Annotated in this window: 15 protein-coding genes and 2 CRISPR repeat arrays; of the genes, 5 read left to right on the top strand and 10 right to left on the bottom strand. The window is 46.9% G+C overall.

Annotation, left to right across the window (positions count from 1 at the left end):
* Nucleotides 1-11 precede the first annotated feature (11 nt).
* Nucleotides 12-1,379, bottom strand: a complete 1,368-nt coding sequence (locus LK536_RS37630; RefSeq protein ID WP_227795319.1) for an ABC transporter substrate-binding protein — start codon at nucleotides 1,377-1,379, stop codon at nucleotides 12-14.
* 202 nt (nucleotides 1,380-1,581) lie between these two features.
* Between LK536_RS37630 and LK536_RS37625 the strand changes: the two genes are divergently transcribed.
* Together LK536_RS37625 and LK536_RS37620 are read left to right on the top strand one after the other, a co-directional pair.
* A complete protein-coding gene (locus LK536_RS37625; protein WP_227795318.1) occupies nucleotides 1,582-3,135 on the top strand; it encodes a response regulator transcription factor in 1,554 nt (517 codons plus the stop codon).
* Entirely contained in the window at nucleotides 3,125-4,906 is a 1,782-nt protein-coding gene (locus LK536_RS37620) for a sensor histidine kinase (protein WP_227795317.1), read from the top strand. The genes LK536_RS37625 and LK536_RS37620 overlap by 11 nt, the downstream gene beginning before the upstream one ends.
* A 183-nt stretch (nucleotides 4,907-5,089) precedes the next feature.
* A CRISPR array of direct repeats spans nucleotides 5,090-7,479; the repeat unit is 33 nt; unit sequence ATTTCAATCCACACAGCCCTCGCAGGCTGTGAC.
* A 583-nt stretch (nucleotides 7,480-8,062) separates the two neighbouring features.
* Here LK536_RS37620 and LK536_RS37615 read toward each other — a convergent pair.
* The gene (locus LK536_RS37615) at nucleotides 8,063-8,317 is read right to left on the bottom strand and encodes a hypothetical protein (protein WP_506092102.1); all 255 of its coding nucleotides are present in this window, start codon (nucleotides 8,315-8,317) and stop codon (nucleotides 8,063-8,065) included.
* 144 nt (nucleotides 8,318-8,461) lie between these two features.
* Here LK536_RS37615 and LK536_RS37610 point away from each other — a divergent pair, with 144 nt between their 5' ends.
* Genes LK536_RS37610 through LK536_RS37600 form a run of 3 tightly spaced genes read left to right on the top strand, consistent with a single transcriptional unit; the run spans nucleotide 8,462 to nucleotide 9,606 of the window.
* Nucleotides 8,462-8,719 (top strand): spore coat associated protein CotJA, encoded by a 258-nt coding sequence (locus LK536_RS37610; RefSeq protein WP_130789447.1) that lies wholly within the window; start codon nucleotides 8,462-8,464, stop codon nucleotides 8,717-8,719.
* Nucleotides 8,716-8,985, top strand: a complete 270-nt coding sequence (locus LK536_RS37605) for a spore coat protein CotJB (protein WP_008721775.1) — start codon at nucleotides 8,716-8,718, stop codon at nucleotides 8,983-8,985. The genes LK536_RS37610 and LK536_RS37605 overlap by 4 nt, the downstream gene beginning before the upstream one ends.
* 3 nt (nucleotides 8,986-8,988) lie before the next feature.
* Nucleotides 8,989-9,606 (top strand): manganese catalase family protein, encoded by a 618-nt coding sequence (locus tag LK536_RS37600; protein WP_008721773.1) that lies wholly within the window; start codon nucleotides 8,989-8,991, stop codon nucleotides 9,604-9,606.
* 114 nt (nucleotides 9,607-9,720) lie between these two features.
* Here the strand turns inward: LK536_RS37600 and LK536_RS37595 are convergent, their stop codons facing one another.
* The 8 genes from LK536_RS37595 to guaB all read right to left on the bottom strand — a co-directional run bounded on the left by LK536_RS37595 (nucleotide 9,721) and on the right by guaB (nucleotide 21,744).
* A complete protein-coding gene (locus tag LK536_RS37595; RefSeq protein WP_506092101.1) occupies nucleotides 9,721-10,959 on the bottom strand; it encodes a metallophosphoesterase in 1,239 nt (412 codons plus the stop codon).
* Nucleotides 10,960-11,032: 73 nt separating this feature from the next.
* Complete coding sequence (locus tag LK536_RS37590; protein ID WP_227795314.1) at nucleotides 11,033-11,512, bottom strand: MGMT family protein; 480 nt, start codon at nucleotides 11,510-11,512, stop codon at nucleotides 11,033-11,035.
* An 11-nt stretch (nucleotides 11,513-11,523) separates the two neighbouring features.
* Complete coding sequence (locus LK536_RS37585) at nucleotides 11,524-13,104, bottom strand: hypothetical protein (protein ID WP_227795313.1); 1,581 nt, start codon at nucleotides 13,102-13,104, stop codon at nucleotides 11,524-11,526.
* 484 nt (nucleotides 13,105-13,588) lie between these two features.
* A complete protein-coding gene (locus LK536_RS37580) occupies nucleotides 13,589-14,143 on the bottom strand; it encodes a hypothetical protein (RefSeq protein WP_008721760.1) in 555 nt (184 codons plus the stop codon).
* Between the two features lie 196 nt (nucleotides 14,144-14,339).
* Nucleotides 14,340-15,985: direct repeats of the CRISPR family, unit length 33 nt; unit sequence ATTTCAATCCACACAGCCCTCGCAGGCTGTGAC.
* 989 nt (nucleotides 15,986-16,974) lie between these two features.
* Complete coding sequence (locus LK536_RS37575; protein WP_117560450.1) at nucleotides 16,975-17,154, bottom strand: hypothetical protein; 180 nt, start codon at nucleotides 17,152-17,154, stop codon at nucleotides 16,975-16,977.
* Nucleotides 17,155-17,423: 269 nt separating this feature from the next.
* The gene (locus LK536_RS37570) at nucleotides 17,424-19,016 is read right to left on the bottom strand and encodes a serine hydrolase (protein ID WP_227795312.1); all 1,593 of its coding nucleotides are present in this window, start codon (nucleotides 19,014-19,016) and stop codon (nucleotides 17,424-17,426) included.
* 109 nt (nucleotides 19,017-19,125) lie between these two features.
* The gene (locus LK536_RS37565) at nucleotides 19,126-20,160 is read right to left on the bottom strand and encodes an NUDIX domain-containing protein (RefSeq protein ID WP_227795311.1); all 1,035 of its coding nucleotides are present in this window, start codon (nucleotides 20,158-20,160) and stop codon (nucleotides 19,126-19,128) included.
* Between the two features lie 129 nt (nucleotides 20,161-20,289).
* Entirely contained in the window at nucleotides 20,290-21,744 is a 1,455-nt protein-coding gene (gene guaB, locus LK536_RS37560) for an IMP dehydrogenase (protein ID WP_008721754.1), read from the bottom strand.
* Nucleotides 21,745-21,756 lie beyond the last annotated feature (12 nt).

Below are 21,756 nucleotides of genomic sequence, written 5' to 3'. Positions count from 1 at the left end.
CGGCCAACAGCCTATTCCTCATAGAACAGTTCTTCACATTTCTGTGCAAATTCCTCTCCGGTGATATCTCCCAGCCACAGTTCCGTATAAAAGCTGTAGAACGAATCACGCTTGTTGGCATCACCGTAGCTCAAGAACCAGAGAATCTGTTCTGCATCATCGGCCAGTTCCTTTGCTTCCAGAAATACCCGGTCAGCCTCCGTATCCCCTATTTCCAGATTGTTAATCGGCTCTAAGGAACCGGTCTGCGCGAACAGTTTTCCCGCAACCTCAGGACTTGTATATCTTTCAAAAAACTTTGTGAGTATTTCTTTTTTAAGCGGGTCATCCCATGCTTTCGTGCTGACATAGAATACACTGGTAAGGCTCTTATCCTGTATATGTCCCGTGTCCCCTTCCGCCCCCGGTATCTCAGGAAACCGCAGGGCTACCATTTTCTCCTTAATCTCATCCGACAGTTGAGGCATGGAATAGGAACCGTTGATAAAATAGCAGGCCTGCCCGGAGTTGATGTATTTGGAGGTGGCCTGGGAATCATCCAGTGTCATGCTGTCCACCGCGCAGTTTCCGCTTACAAGCTGTGCCAGGCTCTCAGATGCCTTTACAGCCTCCTCTGATGTAAAATGCGCCTTTCCACCAAACAGGTTCAGTGTTCCGTTTTCGCCGTACATGGTTGTGTACCTTGAAAAGATATATCCCAGCGGACGCTCCCAGGCGCTGGCATATGCCTTGGTAGACACGCCCCATGGAATATAGCCGTTTTCTTTCAGGACGTCCATGGAATTCAATAGTTCGTCCCACGTCTCCGGTACCGGCAGGCCACAGTCATCCAGAATCTCCTTATTGGCCAGGAACATGATAAATGAGTATTCCATAGGCACCGCATAGAACTTGCCATCCACGGTGCATGTTTTCATTGCATGGTCCGCAAACCGGTCCCTAAATGCTTCCATCCCCAAAAGCTCCGACAAATCTGCAAAGGCTCCCTTTTCAATATATTTCGGACAGCCGTGGGTAGTGGAATCAGGCCGCCAGTACTGCACCAGGTCCGCCACATTATCCGTGGATACATCCATGGCCATCTTGGACACGTAACTGTCCTGGGCCGTCTCCTCTACCTGCAGCTCCACATTGGGATAATCTTTCAGGACGTCATTCATGACCTCTTCCACAATCCCTTTAGACCCTAATGTCATGTTCATGCTCAGCCGCAGCACCACCTTTTCAGTAGATGAACCGGCCCCCTGGCTGCCCTGAGCCGTACTCCCCTGTTCCGTACTTCCCCCTGTCACTGTCTCCTGTCCGGCGCCACACCCGGTAAGGCATCCCATGGTCATGGAAGCGGCTGCCAGTAAGCTGATGATTTGTTTTCCTTTCATTCATCCTTCCCCCTTCATTGTTTTCTCTATGCTAAAAGAATACTTTTTTTCCGGCATTGGGACAATGGAATTTTTTTGGAAACACAGGTCATTTTATTGGCATTTCGCACATAAAACCCCCTCACCTATAGCTGTATATTGACACATTTTCACTAAAATCCTATAATGACATTGTTAAAATACATTGCAGGAGGATTGATATATGCTGAAAGTACTGTTAGCCGATGACGAATACCTGGTACGCATCATGTTGAAAAACTGTGTGGACTGGAACGGATTAGGCTTTGAGATTATAGGTGAGGTGGATACAGGTGACCAGATACTGCCAGCATGTCAGACAATGCTGCCCGACCTGCTGCTCTTAGATATCAACATGCCTATTGTCAGCGGATTGGACGCCCTGGAACAGCTGCGCGCCCATAACCTGTCAGTCCATGTCATCATCATCTCCGGTTACAGTGAATTTGAATATGCCAAACGCGGCATCCGGCACGGCGCGTTTGACTACCTGCTTAAACCTATTGATTCAAAGGAACTGACCGAATGTCTGTCCAAAGCGCACCGTCAGATTCTGGAAAACCAGGAAACAACCCGCTTAAAAATCCTTCCCCACCACTCGTCGTCCGAACTGGCCGATTTTTTGGACAGGCCGGAGTCCGTCCCTGACTTCTGGGATGAATCCTATATCCTGGGGAACCACGACAGCTGCTGTGCTGTCATAGAAATTGACAACTTCTATGAAGTGTTGAAAAACTATAATCATATCGACTTTATGAAATCCCAGATTCAGTCCGCCCTGCTAAAACAGACGTCCACAAAGCCTGCTGTATTCTACAATGACTGGAACCGTCTGACCGTGATCCTGCTGGGGGAACCACATCCTTCCCATGTGTTCCGTCCGCTATGTGACGGCTCATTGCTGGATTTAAGCATATCCATCGGTTTGAGTTCCATGGGAAGCATTTATCAGGTCAAACAGCTGCTCCGGGAGGCAGAGGACGCCATCCAACTCAAATTCATCCTGGGAAGCAGGTCTTTCATCCCTTACGATTCCCAGCTTATGAGACGCCTGTCCGAGACCCCGTTTTACTTTCCCAAACAGGAAATCCTTAACGCGTTCAGGACAGGGCAATCCGGTATCCTGTCCGAGACACTGAAGGGATACTATTGTTCCATACAGCCATCCACCAATTTCCAATTTCTCAAAGCACAGTCCTATGATGTATTTATCCAGGCTTCCTATTATCTGCAGAGCCGCGGCATTCTGTTAGAGCAGCAGTTCCTGCAGGATGCCACATCCTCATTTTCCCACCTGGAAACGGTCATGGAACTGGAAAAATGGATGTGCTCCTCCCTATCCGGCCTGATAAGCCAGATGCCGGACAGCCAGAACGCCAATGGGCCCATCATAAACGCCTCACTCCACTATCTGCAGCAGCATATGTATGACAGCGACCTGACCCTGGAACGGATGGCAAATGAACTGCATGTCAATGCATCCTATCTGAGCCACATTTTCAAAAAAAGCCAGAACATCGGTCTGAACAGTTATATCCAAAAGGAACGCATGGCCTTTGCACTGACCCTGATTAACAGCAGTCATCTGAAAATGTCAGAGATTGCCTCCATGTGCGGTTATAAGGATCCTGTTTACTTTGGGAAATGTGTCAAGAATTACTTTGGCCTCTCCTTTTCACAGCTGCGGGATTCCTGCCTTACCGAACCGGAAACGAGGTGCCCTGATCATGCAGATTAAATCACTGAAAACAAAAATCATACTTCTGTTTTTAGGCACCATTGTATCCATCTCCATCCTGACTGCAATCATACTGTTTGTAGTGTCCCTCCGTATCTTTGAGCAGCAGATGGATGATGGAATGGATGCGGTAGCGGGTATCATCAACAATAACATCGACACCCTGAATAAGGAGATTAATGGGATAGCGGTCCGTTTCTCCCTCAATTCCCCTGTCCGCATCCTGCTGACTGCATCCAACAGCCATCCCTATTCACCTCTAATAGACTCAGTGGATATTCATGACATCGCCGATGCTGTCTCCTATGCGGAGAGCGAACGCCTCACCAAAAACCATGTGCAGGGCATCACCCTGTATGACAGACGTTACCAGGAGATTGCAACCATCGGAAGCTATGACACCAATGTCCATTACACAAAGGAATACAGGGACTATACAAGCCATATGCTGTCCCAGGCCCAGACATCCCCGCTCATCCGCATGTATACCGGTCTTGAAGGCATCCCCTCACAGCCAGTGCTGGAGGTTTATACTCCCCTATTTGATTTAAACACCCTGTCACCCATTGGATACCTGCGCCTTATGTATGACCCATCCGCTATCTTCAATAATTACAGCGAAAAAGATGACAGCCCAATCCTGTCCTTTCTGGCGGACAGCAGCGGGGATTTCATCTATCATCCGGGTGCGCAAGCTTACATCGGCAGCTTCGGCATATTATACGGTCAGACAGGCAGCAGCAGTCTGCGTTTCAATTCCCAGCTGGAATCGGGCCGGTACCGCGTATCCAGTTACCCCTGCGCCATGCCTGACCAGCTTTTAATCATCGCATCCCCCTTTAATGGTGTTGAAAATAAGATGTTGGGCATCTATATCCAAATCATGGCCGTTGTCATTTTCTTCCTGGCTGCCCTCTTTATCCTGTTCAACCGGTCCCTGAAGCATATCCTGGAACCAGTACAGAAGCTGACGCAGATTGTCTCCTCTGCCGGGGCGGACAACGATTTTGCGGCTCCACAGCTGGAAGCCTTTGTGTCAACGCTTCCCACCAGCGATGAAGTCAGCCGTCTCAGCCACAGTTTCCATGAGATGACACGGAAAATCAATGAAAACATCTGTCAGTTGGAGTCTACCTATCTGCAGAAACAGGAATTGGAGCTGCGCCTGCTGCAATCCCAGATCAACCCGCATTTCCTCTATAATTCCATTGATTCCATATGCGGGCTGGCTTGTATTAAGTCTTATGACGAAATCTATTCCATGGCAAAAAACCTGGGTAATTTTTACAAATTGAGTTTAAAGAAAGGAAAAATATATACCGATGTGGCGTCTGAAATCCAACACGTGGAAAGTTACCTGAAAATTGAAGAAGTCCGGTGTAACCATTCCTTCCTCTATACAATCAAATGCCAGCCGGAATGCCTTACATATTCCATCATAAAAATCATCCTCCAGCCCATTGTTGAAAATGCGGTCCTGCATGGCATCCGCGGCTACCCCAAGCAAGGATACATCCATATCACCTGCACCTTGGCAAACGGATTTTTGATATTCCAGATCTTTAATAACGGTTTTCCTCTCAACCCCAGCCTGGCGGAAGCGGTAAACTCCGGTTTTGCACATGACAGTGAATCCTTCGGTTTCGGCATCAGGAACGTTTACCAAAGACTGCAATTATATTATAAGGGCGCCGCTTCCATTCACTATAACATTGACGATGGCACCCTGGTCACCATTAAAATCCCAGCGGGAGATACCTTTATAGGATGAAAATGCCTCCATCCTCCACAAGCCTGTTTCATAAGCTGTGGGGAATGGAGGTGTTTTTTTAATTTGTCTTAATTGGGATGATTCTGGCTTTTTCTTGGTCTTTACAGCTTGGATGGATTTTAATTTATATAGCCATTGCAGGCTGTGACAATTCTTGACCAGGCAAATATCAATACAAGTTTTATTTCAATCCACACAGCCCTCGCAGGCTGTGACTATTGGATAGGTTCAAACGTGCGAGCGAGCAGTGATTTCAATCCACACAGCCCTCGCAGGCTGTGACTGTATAGCCTTTTTCCAACGGCAATAAAACGCTTATTTCAATCCACACAGCCCTCGCAGGCTGTGACCTGGACGGACGCCGAGCAGCTATTGCTGTTAGATATTTCAATCCACACAGCCCTCGCAGGCTGTGACGCTATTAAGGATTATAAGTACGCAACAGGTGCTGAATTTCAATCCACACAGCCCTCGCAGGCTGTGACCCTCATAGCTATTTGCACTATCTTTTGCTATAATATTTCAATCCACACAGCCCTCGCAGGCTGTGACGATGCAGGGATTGGCTAAAGGTATCCGGGATAACAGATTTCAATCCACACAGCCCTCGCAGGCTGTGACTAATGTCTCTGGTCAGTGAAGTTCATTATTACATAATTTCAATCCACACAGCCCTCGCAGGCTGTGACTATTTTCCGCGCTGGGCATAATGCAGGCTCTACTCATTTCAATCCACACAGCCCTCGCAGGCTGTGACGCGCCCCACTTCATCCCGGAACACGCGGGATGGGATTTCAATCCACACAGCCCTCGCAGGCTGTGACTCTGCGAAAGTTGCTCACTACTTGCTGATTCAAATTTCAATCCACACAGCCCTCGCAGGCTGTGACGAGCAGCTGGAGAGGGACAAGGAGGCCAATGAAATTTCAATCCACACAGCCCTCGCAGGCTGTGACACTGCACATCCACCAGGCCATCCGTTGAATCACAGACATTTCAATCCACACAGCCCTCGCAGGCTGTGACACTGGGAGACCGGGGATGTCATGATCCTGGGGGAATTTCAATCCACACAGCCCTCGCAGGCTGTGACATGGGTTCTGCTATGTGAGTTTCAAAAACAACGGATTTCAATCCACACAGCCCTCGCAGGCTGTGACATTTTGTATTGTGTATTGTTCAAATTTGATGGGGATTTCAATCCACACAGCCCTCGCAGGCTGTGACGTTCCAGATATTGGGGCAAATGTAAGTTGCACAAAATTTCAATCCACACAGCCCTCGCAGGCTGTGACGCACAAAATATCTACGATAATAGCCGTTTTTTAATTTCAATCCACACAGCCCTCGCAGGCTGTGACAAGAGTATGAAACTGAACGGACATACTATTTAAAATTTCAATCCACACAGCCCTCGCAGGCTGTGACTAGCAGACCAAATTGTAGAATGGGGGAAAGAAAATATTTCAATCCACACAGCCCTCGCAGGCTGTGACATGAGAAAGGGGGAATAATATGTTATTTACATTTATTTCAATCCACACAGCCCTCGCAGGCTGTGACGTGAGTTAGGTGGGTATGGGGAGTTGTACGAAGTAATTTCAATCCACACAGCCCTCGCAGGCTGTGACATGGCACATGGACACGTATAAGTGGATATTAGGGGATTTCAATCCACACAGCCCTCGCAGGCTGTGACGTAATCATGGCACTGGCAATGGGCGTGAGGTTATATTTCAATCCACACAGCCCTCGCAGGCTGTGACCATGATATTGCAACTAATACAATAGTTTAATTTATTTCAATCCACACAGCCCTCGCAGGCTGTGACACAAACAGGAGCGCAAAGGTCTTTAGATAAGCCGATTTCAATCCACACAGCCCTCGCAGGCTGTGACTAAATCATCAGCAATCAGCCAGCCCGTGAAGGATGTATTTCAATCCACACAGCCCTCGCAGGCTGTGACGCTGTTCCCGTTGTTCCTCCGGCTCCGCGCCAGGGATTTCAATCCACACAGCCCTCGCAGGCTGTGACGTCACTACATTTAAGCCCTGTATTTTGGCGTATATATTTCAATCCACACAGCCCTCGCAGGCTGTGACAAAATTAATGATGTGGATTATATTCCACTTAAAATTTCAATCCACACAGCCCTCGCAGGCTGTGACTATCACCAAAATGTGGTGCATGCTTAATGAGGATATTTCAATCCACACAGCCCTCGCAGGCTGTGACGAAATAGAAGATTATGGTTATGATTACTTCTATATTTCAATCCACACAGCCCTCGCAGGCTGTGACATTATGCCGTACTCTAATACGGGACTTTGAAGCATTTCAATCCACACAGCCCTCGCAGGCTGTGACGTTTGTTTTCATTCTTTCCAACTCTTCCGGTTTACGATTTCAATCCACACAGCCCTCGCAGGCTGTGACAAAGTTGCTGAATGGTTTTAAGATGGCACACACCGATTTCAATCCACACAGCCCTCGCAGGCTGTGACGCTATTTACAAATTATAAGTTGCGTTGCTCCATTATTTCAATCCACACAGCCCTCGCAGGCTGTGACTGCAATAATACCCAACATAAACAAAATTCCAACAAACATTATTATATACAATGCATAACATTCCTCTTACAAATTCTCTTTTAAAAAAGAAAACCTCAATTTCTGCCCTGCCTTATTGGTGCGAATCCCCCAGGAATTTTATGTGCACTCATAATTCGCACCATCACCTGCTTCCTGACATTCATACCCTCTGCATCCACTCCTTCTCTATTCTCCAATAAAACAATAACTCCACTTTGTATAACATTATACAAAATTTTTCCACAAAAGAAAAGCTAATCTGATTTCAAAGAAAACCAAGCCAGCTTTAAAAAATAAGTAGATTCCTACGATTCTCACAACTCACCATCTTAATTCACTCCAAAAACTGATGTAGTCAACAATCCCCCACTCCTGCTGCAATCAAATTCCCTTATCCTGCATTTTCCACATTACCTTCTAAACCCATTATAACCATCTTCTTCCATTCCCTCAGTACAGCATTATATAAAAAGGATATCATTTTCATTGTCCCCATCTTAAATGCATCCAACATTTCTCATATCTGTTATATACAGCTTCTCCTAAGATATGGTATGCTCTTTCATCCTAAAGAAAATGTAACGCCTTCCGCATCAATCCCTCCCCGCCTCCTAACCAGGCATACCGGACCTATAATCCTAATCAGCTCCATCTTCACAGATTTCCCGGAACCATATATCTTTATGAAACCGTTACATCCTCCAAGATACACCGCCAGTTCATCCTCTTCTCTCACATGCGCTGCATACCAGCTATGCCCCGTCCCATATAAAATAATCCCATCCAAAATGTTTCCGAAATTCTGTATTCTTTCCATGGATTAATAATCCAAACCACACCATTGCATACAGAAACAAAATATACCCCTACCTAAAACATAGGACCTGACCAGGGTTGTCACAAAAATCAGCATGTCTCATAAACTGGTATTGAGAATAAATATCGAAAGGAGCGTCCATCTATGGATATATGCACTGATATAAGCAGAGAATGCTGCAATTATGACCAGGAACAGGTTTCTGCCTGTCCCCATGGCCAATCCGGCTGTCCCTCTAGCTGCCAATCCTATTATCCGGATATGATTCAATTTCCGGTTGCAATGGCATTCGTGCCCTGGCAGCAGTGGCAGCCCACTTACGTCCCGGAACAGGGGCTGGAACAGGGAACCATTTTCCCTGACCTGAATCTTCCATTTCATTGCGGGAGGTGTGGCATATGATGAATTATGATTTTAACAGTCCACGGGAAATGATGTTGAAACAGGTAAATGAAACAGGATTTGCCGTTGTTGATTCCAATCTTTATCTGGATACCCATCCCTGTGATGCAATGGCAATTAACTACCAAAATCAGATGGCTGAAGCATACCGCTGTTCATTAGCTGAATATGAAGCACAATTCGGTCCTTTGAGGGCCTCTGACAGCAGGGACGCACAATACTGGTGCTGGGTCAACGGTCCATGGCCATGGGAAGGAGGGTGCTGATATATGTGGATATATGAAAAAAGACTGGAGTTCCCGGTTAATATCAAGGAACCAAATGCAAGACTGGCAAAGTTCATCATGAGCCAGTACGGAGGCCCTGACGGTGAAATAAGCGCATCCATGCGTTATCTCTCACAGCGCTATTCCATGCCATATAATGAATGTAAAGCCGCCTTAACGGATATCGGTACTGAAGAATTGGCACACATGGAAATCATTGCCGCCATTGTCCATCAGCTAACCAAGAACCTGACCGCCGACCAGCTGGTAGAACAGGGCTTCGGACCTTACTATATTGACCACGGCACAGGTATCTGGCCTCAGGCAGCGGCAGGTATCCCCTTCAATGCCTGTGAATTCCAGTCCAAGGGAGATGTGATTACAGATCTTCACGAAGATCTGGCTGCGGAACAGAAGGCCAGGAGCACCTACGACAATATCCTGAGGGTCGTGAAGGATTATGACGTATGTGAACCGATTAAGTTCCTAAGGGAACGCGAAGTAGTCCATTACCAGCGTTTCGGCGAATGTCTGAGAATTACCCAGGAGAAACTGGACAGCCGGAACTTCTATGCATTTAATCCGGAGTTTGATATGCAGCCAGGGCCATACCAGCAGTGAGGATGTAGCAGGAAAATGTGAGGCAGCGGATAAGAAAGGGGCATTGCAGACAGCCATATGCAACGCCCCTTTCCTGTTGTTAGTATAAACAGATGGAATGATTCATCCAGCCCTTTATTCCTGCTCCAATTCCAGGTGAGGAATCAACAAGTTTATTTCTACTACTTCATTATCCGTTGCCACGCGCAGGGGCGGTCCCCATGTTCCTGCGCCAGAAGTGACAATTACCTGGGGCGTTGTCTCCCCAGCCCTGTAATACCCATAGTCCACATCAAAGACTGCGTTGGTAATAAGATTGAACGGGAACATCTGACCCTGGTGGGTATGGCCGCACAGGATTAAGTCAGCTTCATTTCCATATTCATCAATATTTCCCGGTTGATGGTCCAGTACGATTACAGGAAGGGATTTATCATCAGGCAGTCCCTCCAGGTTCTTGCGGGAATCACCATGAGCGCCAATGGGAAATGAATCCCTCCGCCCAGCCAGCACAAACCGTTGGTCAATCACCACCGCTTCATCCATCAGCACACGGATGCCTGCCCCGTCCAGAAAATCAAGCATCTGCCGGTAACCGTCCCCCGCATCATGATTGCCAAGACATGCAAATACGCCATATTCTGATTCCATTTTTTCAAACAATACCTGCAGTTTCTCAGGATTTGATAACGAGGTGATATCGCCATCAAAAATATCGCCGGCAATGCATATAATATCTGGTTTAAGCGCATTGACAGCCGCAACTACCTTGGCAAGATGCTCTTCCTCAATTACATAGCCCAGATGTATATCACTGAGTAAAACAAGGCGCAGTGTATCCATTTTCTCCTGTTTCGGTCCAATACGTACATTGTATCGGCGTGTCTGAATATTTGCGGCGTGAACCGTCCCATAGACCGTAAGCCCGGTCACCAGAAACAGGGATAATACGGCTGATATCATCTGCACACTGCGGGGCGTTGGGGCTTGAATCAGATGGACAAGCCTTGCGGCAAATAGAAGGAGGCTTACCGTATTGGTGACAATTACCACATAAGCCAAGGCCCCCAGCGCATAGTGGTCTATGAGGAACAGGGTCCGATAAGCACCCAATCCAGGTATACGGCTGACAACAAACACCACCAGGACCGCCAGCACCAGTAAACCAAAAAACACACTGAATATGGGCTGGTTCATACCTTTAAATAGCAACATAAGCCATAGATAAATCTGCCTTCCCGCATTGATAAACAATCCCAACAGAATAATCAGCATGAAAACCACTGCCACAATCCGCATATTATCCCTTACCTCCATGTCATCATATTTGCTCTGATGGACAGCATCGATTACAGTCCGGCAAATTCCCTTCATTTCATATAAGCGTTCAAGTAAGCCTCAAACAACAGCCGTATCCTGACTCCTGCAATTAGGTACCTTTCCCATATTACCTTATTTCAAACAGGGACTTTTCATAATCCTTTACAAAATATTTTATATTCGTCCTTCCTTTTTGGATGATGGTATGGCCTTCTGCTTCCAGTTTTACTTTTTGCGCTTCCATACCACCGGGAAAGTTTGAATTTAACTCCCCATTGGCTTTCAGTGTCCTCCAATAAGGCGTTATATCATCCAAGCGCTGATAACTTGCCCAGGCTGCAATTGAAACAAAAATTCCTGCTGTAATAGGTTCAGTAAAATCTGCCCCGTTTAATTCAGCAAGGTATTCACGGATTTTTCCCACTGTAATTACCGTTCCATAAGGAACCTGTCTCATGATCCTATCATATTCCATTGGCGGGGCAAAATACATTCTATCCCCGCCATACCTGTCAATGGTTTTCTGGTCTGTAATTATCTGAAGTTTCAGCATATCCCTGCCATCATGAAGCATGGCATTAAAATCTTTTTTATCCTCATCAGACATAGCCCTGTCTCCTATTTTCCCAATGGAACTTCCATCACAAAGGGCTGATTCCAGTAAAATGCCGCCCCATTGAATTTGAGTGTTACCGAACTGTCCCCTTCATCATAAAAGACCCGGAAACCGCTCAGGTTGCCATCCTTGTCGAAGTCATATCGTTCGTGTTCCCACCCAGTCCACCTTAACTTTCTCTGGCAGATCAGCCCCTTTAATGCAAGATCCTTATCTGCATGCGTTGCCTGCACGTCGATATATACAGCAGGCCGCTCCCTTACTTTTTCTTTCCCTTTCCCATCTGTTACCGCTACAGACTGCGGCTCCATCCTGGTAATTCCTAAAATACGTACGGAACCTTCCTTCCACGGGATTTCCTCGTTTAATGCTTCATAATCATCCGGGATATCCAGCGTAATGTGAGGGGATTCTTCATGATTCAGGAACGTAATCCCAGGAATATCCATACGGTAAGACCCGCTCTGATTATCCTGGGGGACATCAAACAGACATGAGTAACGCCGTCCATATCCTTCCACATCTGACAGCCTGTACTGTCCTATATTATTCCAATATGGATTGGCAGGTAATTCCTTCATTGGATATTGTTCCTCTTTGCCGGATAGGATTGGTAAATCTATTTCCTGATATGGCGGTTTGTAAATAATACTTATCTGCCTGCCTTCCCTTTCACTGTACACATACCAGGATATTAAAATCCCCTCTTTTACCTTTTCCCCCATACTTATAATAGAGATGCCATCATGGGTATCCATACCTCCATGCTCCCCTTCCACTAATTCTTCCAGCGTCCCATACTCAGACGCGCGCTTCATGACAAATTCCAGTGGTTCTTCAAAATCGAGAACCCGGAGCGCATATCCAGTCAAAGCATTTTCATGTTCAGATATGGATGGGATTTCAAATCTTGCTTCAATGAAATAACGCATATGTCCATATGCCTCTAAATAATCGGGATAAGAAGCATATACTGACTCCTGAGGTTTAATTCCGGCTTCCTGGATACCAGGTCCTGTTAAAAACAAGCCTTCCCCAGACACCCAAAGCTGATTCTGATACCGTCCTGAAGCAGCCATTCCCCCATCTCCCGGCGGTTCATATCCGCTGTCCTCCAATGAGTCCCCGCCAGCCGCGGTTTCCCGGACTTCCGAATAATCATCCATGACAATACTTACTATCAATTCCTGATTTTGACAGATAGCTGATGTCAAAACCAGTGATTTTTCTTTCTGGGGTATCTTAGTTTCAATAACCGATTCCAGTTCATAGACCGGATATTCTGATTGGAAAATTCCATACGTCCTGACAAATTGATATGGAAGAGCGGAAATCCGCTTGTCTGTCTCTGTTTCCACCTTCTGCCCTGCTTTTGGGTTCTCCCTTCCAGTTTGCTCCGTTCCGGTGTTTTCTCCTCCCTTGTCATCATTTCCCTCTTCGGTATGTCCCTCTTCCATGCTGATAACCAGCTCCGATGCAACCTCTGAAGTTCCTCCTCCAGATTCCCCCTTTGCCTGGCAGCCGGACAGCAGGACAGACAGCAGACCTGCTATCATAAAAACAGATACTGAATTTCTTTTCATGGCGAGCCCTCCTCTTTCCAACAGAATTCATATACACTTACCTACATTTATCATAACAGGGCTGTTTCTTTTGTTCTTTTCTTATTCCTTAAATCTTCCAGACGTAAACATTAATTCCTTTCCGGTCACACAGTTGAATATATAGATACTGTTTCCCTAGCCGTTACAGACCTGAAGACATATTATGAGCTGTTCGGTCTCCTGGGCATGCGCCTGCATTATGGCACTTACTGCACTCATGACACTTCGATACAGCGGCCGGATTACTGATATTTATTTTAATGGTACACCTTCATTCCCCATCTCTCTTAAACAAACATACACATCCTCCTGCCATATGGATACCTATTACAAGAATAGCGATACATCCTCCGTATGTCCATTTTCAGGCTCTGCCACAAATGTTAAACTACTGAAATAAAAAAGAGCTACTAATCCCATATTTGACAGTTAGTAGTTCTTTTTATTCACATTGAAGTGGAATTTATTCCGATACCCGCTTATAACAGATTGGCTCATCATAGCCAAACGTCCTCTTTCCATTTACTTCCATTGTCTCGGATACTTCCAGACACTCCTTTGAAAAACGTTCAAGTAACTGAAATTTCATCACAGGCGTAAACATACTGGTACTGCCCCCTTCCCAGACACCATCCTTCTCCTGAAACAGCGCTGGCGTAAACTTTTCCGAAGTCTTTAAGCATTGGAAATCCACCATGTTCATATTGTTATAGGAAAACACCGTTTTGTCATTCCCCTCCGGGATATCATAAGAAGTCAGCAAAATTCCTTCCGGTTGCTCAGTAAACAGAAACAGATGGGAAGACGAATGCCGTTTTCCGTTTACCTCGTAAATGCTCTCCTCCACCATGAATTTCCCCTGAAATTCTGGTGGTATATTGCTGATTTTATCATTGCAGACCGTATTGATGTGCTCCGCATAGGGAAAACCATTTTCCTCTTTCCGCAATGTATCATACTGTTCCCTATTATTGAAACTCCCAGTCAGTAGTGCCATGAATCCGTCCAGTTTTACCATATATGCTCCTTTCTACTACAATACATTGTTTCAATTTCCTGCATTCCTGTATATCAGAATACCTCAAAATCGATTGACTATCAATATGTAATTGTCAATGTATATTAATTGCTTGAATAACAAGTGAATGTTTCAATGCGTATGGCCTTTGTGGAATGTGAGTTTTTGTACTAAGAATTGTTATGGAGACTTTGTAATTTAAGCCCACACAGTCCTCGCAGGCTGTGACCTTGAAACTATACTGGGGTTTAATGTATCTTACATTTCAATCCACACAGCCCTCGCAGGCTGTGACAATTGCCAAGATTTACCACGAAGTGGTATCCGGCATTTCAATCCACACAGCCCTCGCAGGCTGTGACGGCGCCGGAACGGCCATCAGCGACATTGTGATAGATTTCAATCCACACAGCCCTCGCAGGCTGTGACACAGGCATGTGGCCGACTGGTTCCTGGACCCAGGATTTCAATCCACACAGCCCTCGCAGGCTGTGACCTGGAACTGTACCGTCTCAACGCCGAACTTATGATTTCAATCCACACAGCCCTCGCAGGCTGTGACTAGGGGATATTTATACTTTGGGTTTATTAGAAGGTATTTCAATCCACACAGCCCTCGCAGGCTGTGACGAGTAAGTTTGATTGTCTATGATGGCATGGATTATATTTCAATCCACACAGCCCTCGCAGGCTGTGACACCGTGTCCCAACTGCGGGAGGATTATGGCAAAAATTTCAATCCACACAGCCCTCGCAGGCTGTGACGGTGGAAAGGATAGTATGGGAATAATTGGGATATGATTTCAATCCACACAGCCCTCGCAGGCTGTGACCGCTGTAACTTAAAATAATCACGGTATTCCTTCTTATTTCAATCCACACAGCCCTCGCAGGCTGTGACCGAACGCCATGAACCCAAGGATAAAAACCATAAAATTTCAATCCACACAGCCCTCGCAGGCTGTGACTGACTGCACGGCCTCCCTTGATTATGTCCTGTCTGGATTTCAATCCACACAGCCCTCGCAGGCTGTGACTCTGCTCCGGCGAGAACCCGGCATCCAGGAGGCTATTTCAATCCACACAGCCCTCGCAGGCTGTGACTTTCCAATCGTGAAAAATTGGAAAAACGATATAGAATTTCAATCCACACAGCCCTCGCAGGCTGTGACGGCAAACTTCCCCCAAAATCTTCCACTCCTATAATTTCAATCCACACAGCCCTCGCAGGCTGTGACAGTGAAAAAGTTCTTTATAAAGGCCGTATAAATATTTCAATCCACACAGCCCTCGCAGGCTGTGACAAATATCATCTATAGTATAATAAGTATTGTAAGATTTCAATCCACACAGCCCTCGCAGGCTGTGACTTTACTGCACTTATCACAACGCGCATGATGATTAAATTTCAATCCACACAGCCCTCGCAGGCTGTGACTGGCGTAGATACGCAGGACGACAGATTTGAAATTATTTCAATCCACACAGCCCTCGCAGGCTGTGACTTTTTAGCGGTTACTGCTATTCTTTAAACATAAAAATTTCAATCCACACAGCCCTCGCAGGCTGTGACAGCACTGGTGGCAGCATAACAGGGAGGTGAAACAATTTCAATCCACACAGCCCTCGCAGGCTGTGACTTCAGTAAATCAGTTACCAGTTCCCAGCTTTCCATTTCAATCCACACAGCCCTCGCAGGCTGTGACCAGACGCAAAGTTTGAAAACCCTATTTCTGCGCAGATTTCAATCCACACAGCCCTCGCAGGCTGTGACGCTGGACTGCCGAAACTACGCAACGGCAGCCATTGATTTCAATCCACACAGCCCTCGCAGGCTGTGACAGCAATCATACCCAAAATCACCTACATATAAACAAAACTAATTTGTACATAATATACAGTAATTACTTATCAACTCCACAACCAAACCAACATCTCTGCCTTTCCCAGTATCTTTTTCAGTGCGAATCTCCCAGTATTTTAATGTGCACTTATGATCCGCACCGAGATTTTATATTTCACAGTAATATATACTCTCCCCTCTTCTATCACCCACCATTTTTCTATTCTCAATTACGATAATACCGTTTTTATATACCATCATTCTATATTTATTCATATATATACTTTCTTTCATATCATTATACATGAAAACCCATTAAAAGAAAAGGCATGACGAATCATACGCCATGCCTTTCAGGGTTCTAATATCGAACACCAGATAAAAAGTCTAAAATGTTTACTGCACACAGGCTTGTGTCAAGTTAATGACACTCTTCCTGCCACTTTTTATACCACTTTGGAATAATCTTTGATACTCTGATAAGTTGACCATTTTTATAAATAGCAAACCTACGAAACTCATCTGTGTTATCATATAATGCGACCAAATCACACAAATCGATAATTTTATGAAGATTCCTCAAACTCTCCCCAAATCTTTTCTCAACATCTTTGTCCGGTATTCCGTGGCCTCCCATTTTCACTCTTTCTGCAATTCTCTTTTTCGCTATCGCCGGCGAATCAACACAGACATAATGCAATTCAATTACATAACCCAATTGCTTTGCCCTATATATTGTCTGTAATATCGAATGTCCGCATAGGGTTGTTTCCTAATTAAAAGTAATTCCCGCCGATAGGTAAGAGTTTAACCGTTCAACAGCGATTCTGCCTGCTTTCATTAAATCTGAGGTATTTCTCCAATCTCCGAATTCCCTCAATATTTCATCTGTATTAATGCGCGGCATCATATCCTGATAATGTGTAGTCATGTATAATGTTGACTTTCCTGCGTCATTTACTCCAGCATATAAAATATATTTCCTCTTTTAAAACCTCTTTTGGGCAATTACATGCTTTTGCTTTCTTTGCAATATAAAATCACTCAGCATAGAAAAAAAGTCCTGTTCTTCTTCTGTTTCTGCACTTAATACTAAATCCATAGTTTCTTCTATATCCATGTCCTTGCATTCTTCATACAATTTCCTTGCTGCTTCCGCCTTTGACATAAAATATTTCTCCTCCTTTTCCTCTAAAAACGGAGGTGATGCTGAAAGTCATAGCTATTGACTCTTCCAGCATTTCCATCCACACCACCTTTGTAGGTGGTGACATATATGCCATATGTGTCATACGCCATATGGGACCACATTTCAATCCATATCACTTCCGCAAGTGATAACCAAGAGGATACCTTACATTATACAAGAAAAATATCAAAAAAAGGCGTAAAGAAATTTTTCCTACGCCTTTTCATATTCAATAAAATCCAGTCCATTTACTGCACAAAGGCCCCGCTCTCATCTACCCTGAACCCATCCGGCGTAGTAGTATTTGTGAGCATGGCTCCATCTGCCCCCAGGTAGAACCACAGGCCATTCTCCTCAACCTTTTCCCACTGATTCCTGGCCATAGCGCCGTTGGAACGCAGGAAATACCATTTCCCGTCTATCTGGCGCCATCCCTTTGCCATATATGTATTGGAATCAATCCAGTAGGCTGCCCCATCCACGGTAATCCATTCATTGGATGCTTTGGCGCCGTTATCTTTTACATAATACCAGCCGTTGCTGTCCTGAATCCATCCCTTCCCGGCTGTGGTCCCAGGACCCGCATTACCCGAACCGGAAGGAGCCGCATTGCTGCCGGTCCCATTGCCTCCCAATGCGCCGGCCTTAGCAAGCTCAAACCCATAATCAAACATTGCCTTTGTATCTGTATAATGGGTGGATTTGCTCTTCATCACCACTGCGATGAGCCTTACACCATCCTTCTCCACAGCGGTCACCAGCGTATTTCCAGCTTTGGAGGTATAGCCTGTCTTGCCGCCTATGACGCCCGGATAATATCTCGAATCACTGGGATTGAGCATCTTATGTCCCATGGTCACTGTGAGACCTGAAGGGTTCTTGATTGTCGGGGGCAGTGTATACGTCCTTGTGGAAGCCACGGTCTTAACAGTATCATTCTGGAACGCCGCCCTGGCAATCAGCGCCATATCACGGGGTGTTGTGTAATGATTGGTGTCATTCAGCCCATGGGGGTTGGTAAAATGGGTATTGGTGCATCCAAGGGCCGCTGCCTTGGCATTCATCATCTCCGCAAACTTGGCATTGCTGCCAGCCACATGCTCCGCCAGGGCGTTGCCTACCTCATTGGCGGACTTTAAAAGCAGGGCATACAGACACTGCCGAACGGTCATCACATCCCCCGCAGTCATGTTGATGGAGACAGCGCCGGATTCCAGATTGGTGGTGGCTGTGGATGAAAATGTAACCTTATCATCCAGATTACAGTTTTCCGCCACCAGCAGGGCTGTCATCAGCTTGGTGATGCTGGCCGGATAAAACTTTGTATCCCCATTCTTGGAAAACAGCACATTACCTGTGGCCGCATCCAAGAGGGCCGCGCCCTCCGCCTCAATGGCCGGCTGCTGAATGGAAGATGTATCCACAGTACCCTGATTGGTTCCTGTATTAGTTCCTGTATTGCTTCCCGCATTAGCTCCCGCACTGACGCCCGTATCAGTACCCGGGCTGATACCAGTATTGCTTCCCGTCCCTTCCGGTCCGGTAACCGCTCCATTCACTGTCTGGGATGGCCCTGATGGGTTGTCAGTATTGTCAGCGGAAGGCCCGCTGGAGGATACCACTCCGGCGCCGCTGCTGTCCACGCTTCCATTGACACTGCCTGTCCCACTGCTGCTGCCGTCCGGCCCCTGTCCCTGTGCAGGACTGCCGGACTGGAAGGACGCTACCTGGCTCTCTTCCAGCGGTGTAATAACAACCGGGTTACCGTATACGGCCGTGCTCATCATAAGGGCACTGGCCATGAATATGCTTAAAAATGATTTCCATTTTTTCAATCTCATCCTGATACCTCTCCTGCATGTCTTATAAAAACAGTCCAGCATCAGTATACCATATTTCACGGTTACAAAAAACATCTATTTCTGACGATAAACTTACAATTTTTATAAGTTAGTCCCCCTGCCCGGCGCACAGATACTGCTTTAAAAGTTCCAGTTCATCCATGTAGAGACAGTTAGGAAGGGTCCCCTGCCCCACTGCTTCCATACATGCGTCAAGTTCCATCCACATCACGCTTTCCACTTCCTCTTTTTGAAGCTTCAGCCCCTGTATGTCAACTGGTTCCCGGTACACATAAACATGGCTGTACTCACTGTCCCTGAACATTTTCCCATAAAATTCTTCTTCCATATAACCTTTGTGGACTCCTGCGAATTCCAGCTGCCCCGCATCTGCCTGAATCCCCAGCTCTTCCTCCAGTTCCCGCAGCGCCGTGGGCAGGAAGTCGTCCCCGGCCTGCACATGCCCTGCCGAAGAGATATCGAAACACCCGGGATAGGAATCCTTTCCCTGGCTTCTCTTCTGAAGAAGGATGTCAAATCCCCCATCCCGGCGCCCCCTGACAATCCAGGTATGGGCCGTACCATGGAGGTCCCCGTCCATGTGGACCATGGTGCGCTCCCGCACCATCCCGGTCCTTTGACCTTCCCCGTCCCTTATATCAAAAAGTTCCAGCGGCTTCCCTTCCAGCGCCGCCTCCACCAGCCGGTCCCCTTGGTAGGACAGCTTCAGGGAGAAGAAGGGCGCATCCTCATGAATCAGGCGGTGGAATATCTTATCCCCTTCCCAGATATTTAATTTCAGCACATCCTCCTTCTTCACCCATTCCAGCACGCCTTCATTGCAGGGAAGGAGCTCTCCTTCATAACTGTCCGCGGTATACAGACACATGTACTCCGTATCCCAGCCCTCCGCCACAAAGGTCACAAGCCCTCTGAACCGCCAGGAAGTAAGGGTCAGGCCTGTTTCCTCCTTCACCTCACGCAAAAGGCATTCCTCCGGGCTTTCACTTAACTCAAAATGCCCGCCAACCCCAATCCACTTATCCTTGCATACATCATGTTTCTTGCTGATCCGGTGGAGCATCAGATATGCCCCGTCCTTTTCTATATAACACAGCGTTGTCATTTTTGCTTCTATACCCATCCTGCGCCTCCATTTTCCAAAACAAAAGGGTACCCGCCGGATAATCCTGACGGGTACCATTATTAACCATACTTAATACCGTCCTGCGCAAATACCACCGAAGACAGTACGAATGCCGTCCGGCACCCGTTATTCCTCAATCGAATAGTTGGGAGCCTCTTTTGTGATATGGATATCATGGGGATGGCTCTCTTTTAAGGATGCAGCGGAAATCTTGATGAACCTTGCTGTCTCCTGAAGGGTCGGTATATCCTTTGCACCGCAATATCCCATGCCGGAACGCAGCCCGCCCAGCAGCTGGAATACGGTGTCCTCCACCATGCCCTTGTATGCCACACGGCCTTCCACGCCTTCCGGCACCAGCTTCTTGGCGTCGGTCTGGAAGTAACGGTCCTTACTGCCGTTCTCCATGGCTGATATGGAGCCCATGCCGCGGTATACCTTATACTTACGTCCCTGATACAGTTCAAATGTTCCCGGGCTTTCATCACACCCAGCAAAGATGCTTCCCATCATACAAACGCTGCCGCCTGCCGCGATGGCCTTGGTCACATCGCCTGAGTACTTGATTCCGCCGTCGGCAATAATCGGCACGCCGTACTCCTTGGCAACGCGGTAGCAGTCCATGACAGCGGTAACCTGAGGCACACCGATACCTGCGACCACACGGGTGGTGCAGATGGATCCGGGTCCGATACCGACCTTGACACAGTCAGCGCCTGCTTCAATCAAATCCCTGGTTGCCTCTGCCGTGGCCACATTGCCAGCCACGATCTGAAGCTCAGGAAATGCTTCCTTAATCATCTTGACGCAGCGTACCACATTGGCGGAATGGCCATGGGCGGAATCCAGTACAACCACATCCACCTTTGACTTAACCAGTGCTTCCACACGCTCCAGCACATTGGCCGTAATGCCTACGGCAGCGCCGCACAGAAGACGTCCCTGTTCGTCCTTTGCGGACAGCGGGTACTTAATCTGCTTCTCAATATCCTTGATGGTGATAAGTCCTTTCAGGTTAAAATCGCCATCCACGATTGGCAGCTTCTCCACCTTTGCCTTGGCCAGGATGGCCTTGGCTTCCTTCATGGTAACACCCTCCCTGGCCGTAACCAGGTTCCTGGATGTCATGCACTCCCTGATTGGGCGGTCAAAATCCTCTTCGAACTTCAGGTCGCGGTTGGTGATGATGCCGACCAGTTTCCTGCCTTCGGTAATGGGCACGCCGGAAATGCGGAACTTGGCCATCAGATCATTGGCATCCCTCAGTGTATGGTCTGCTGAAAGGAAAAATGGGTCTGTGATGACTCCGTTCTCAGAACGCTTTACCCGGTCCACTTCCTCTGCCTGCTCTGCGATTGACATGTTCTTGTGTATCACGCCGATACCGCCCTGTCTGGCCATGGCAATTGCCATGCGGTGCTCTGTGACCGTATCCATGCCGGCGCTCATCATTGGGATGTTCAGTTTGATCTTCTTGGTCAGATTGGTAGTCAGGTCCACCTGGTTGGGAATCACTTCTGAATAGGATGGTACCAGAAGTACATCATCAAAGGTTATGCCTTCGCCGATAATTGTACCCATTTTGAATTTCCT

This window comes from Clostridium pacaense (genome assembly GCF_020709765.2).
Taxonomy (GTDB): domain Bacteria; phylum Bacillota; class Clostridia; order Lachnospirales; family Lachnospiraceae; genus Enterocloster; species Enterocloster hominis.
Note: the sequence above shows the minus strand (reverse complement) of the source record. Positions and strands in the feature narration are given on the sequence as shown.

Bases quoted from the DNA above. Each gene is read 5' to 3' on its own strand.
- LK536_RS37590 (WP_227795314.1), bottom strand. From the start codon at position 11,512: ATGTCTGATGAGGATAAAAAAGATTTTAATGCCATGCTTCATGATGGC.
- guaB (WP_008721754.1), bottom strand. From the start codon at position 21,744: ATGGGTACAATTATCGGCGAAGGCATAACCTTTGATGATGTACTTCTG.
- LK536_RS37595 (WP_506092101.1), bottom strand. From the start codon at position 10,959: ATGAAGGGAATTTGCCGGACTGTAATCGATGCTGTCCATCAGAGCAAA.
- LK536_RS37630 (WP_227795319.1), bottom strand. From the start codon at position 1,379: ATGAAAGGAAAACAAATCATCAGCTTACTGGCAGCCGCTTCCATGACC.
- LK536_RS37585 (WP_227795313.1), bottom strand. From the start codon at position 13,104: ATGAAAAGAAATTCAGTATCTGTTTTTATGATAGCAGGTCTGCTGTCT.
- LK536_RS37625 (WP_227795318.1), top strand. From the start codon at position 1,582: ATGCTGAAAGTACTGTTAGCCGATGACGAATACCTGGTACGCATCATG.
- LK536_RS37575 (WP_117560450.1), bottom strand. From the start codon at position 17,154: ATGTCAAAGGCGGAAGCAGCAAGGAAATTGTATGAAGAATGCAAGGAC.
- LK536_RS37600 (WP_008721773.1), top strand. From the start codon at position 8,989: ATGTGGATATATGAAAAAAGACTGGAGTTCCCGGTTAATATCAAGGAA.
- LK536_RS37610 (WP_130789447.1), top strand. From the start codon at position 8,462: ATGGATATATGCACTGATATAAGCAGAGAATGCTGCAATTATGACCAG.
- LK536_RS37620 (WP_227795317.1), top strand. From the start codon at position 3,125: ATGCAGATTAAATCACTGAAAACAAAAATCATACTTCTGTTTTTAGGC.
- LK536_RS37605 (WP_008721775.1), top strand. From the start codon at position 8,716: ATGATGAATTATGATTTTAACAGTCCACGGGAAATGATGTTGAAACAG.
- LK536_RS37615 (WP_506092102.1), bottom strand. From the start codon at position 8,317: ATGGAAAGAATACAGAATTTCGGAAACATTTTGGATGGGATTATTTTA.
- LK536_RS37580 (WP_008721760.1), bottom strand. From the start codon at position 14,143: ATGGTAAAACTGGACGGATTCATGGCACTACTGACTGGGAGTTTCAAT.
- LK536_RS37570 (WP_227795312.1), bottom strand. From the start codon at position 19,016: ATGAGATTGAAAAAATGGAAATCATTTTTAAGCATATTCATGGCCAGT.
- LK536_RS37565 (WP_227795311.1), bottom strand. From the start codon at position 20,160: ATGGGTATAGAAGCAAAAATGACAACGCTGTGTTATATAGAAAAGGAC.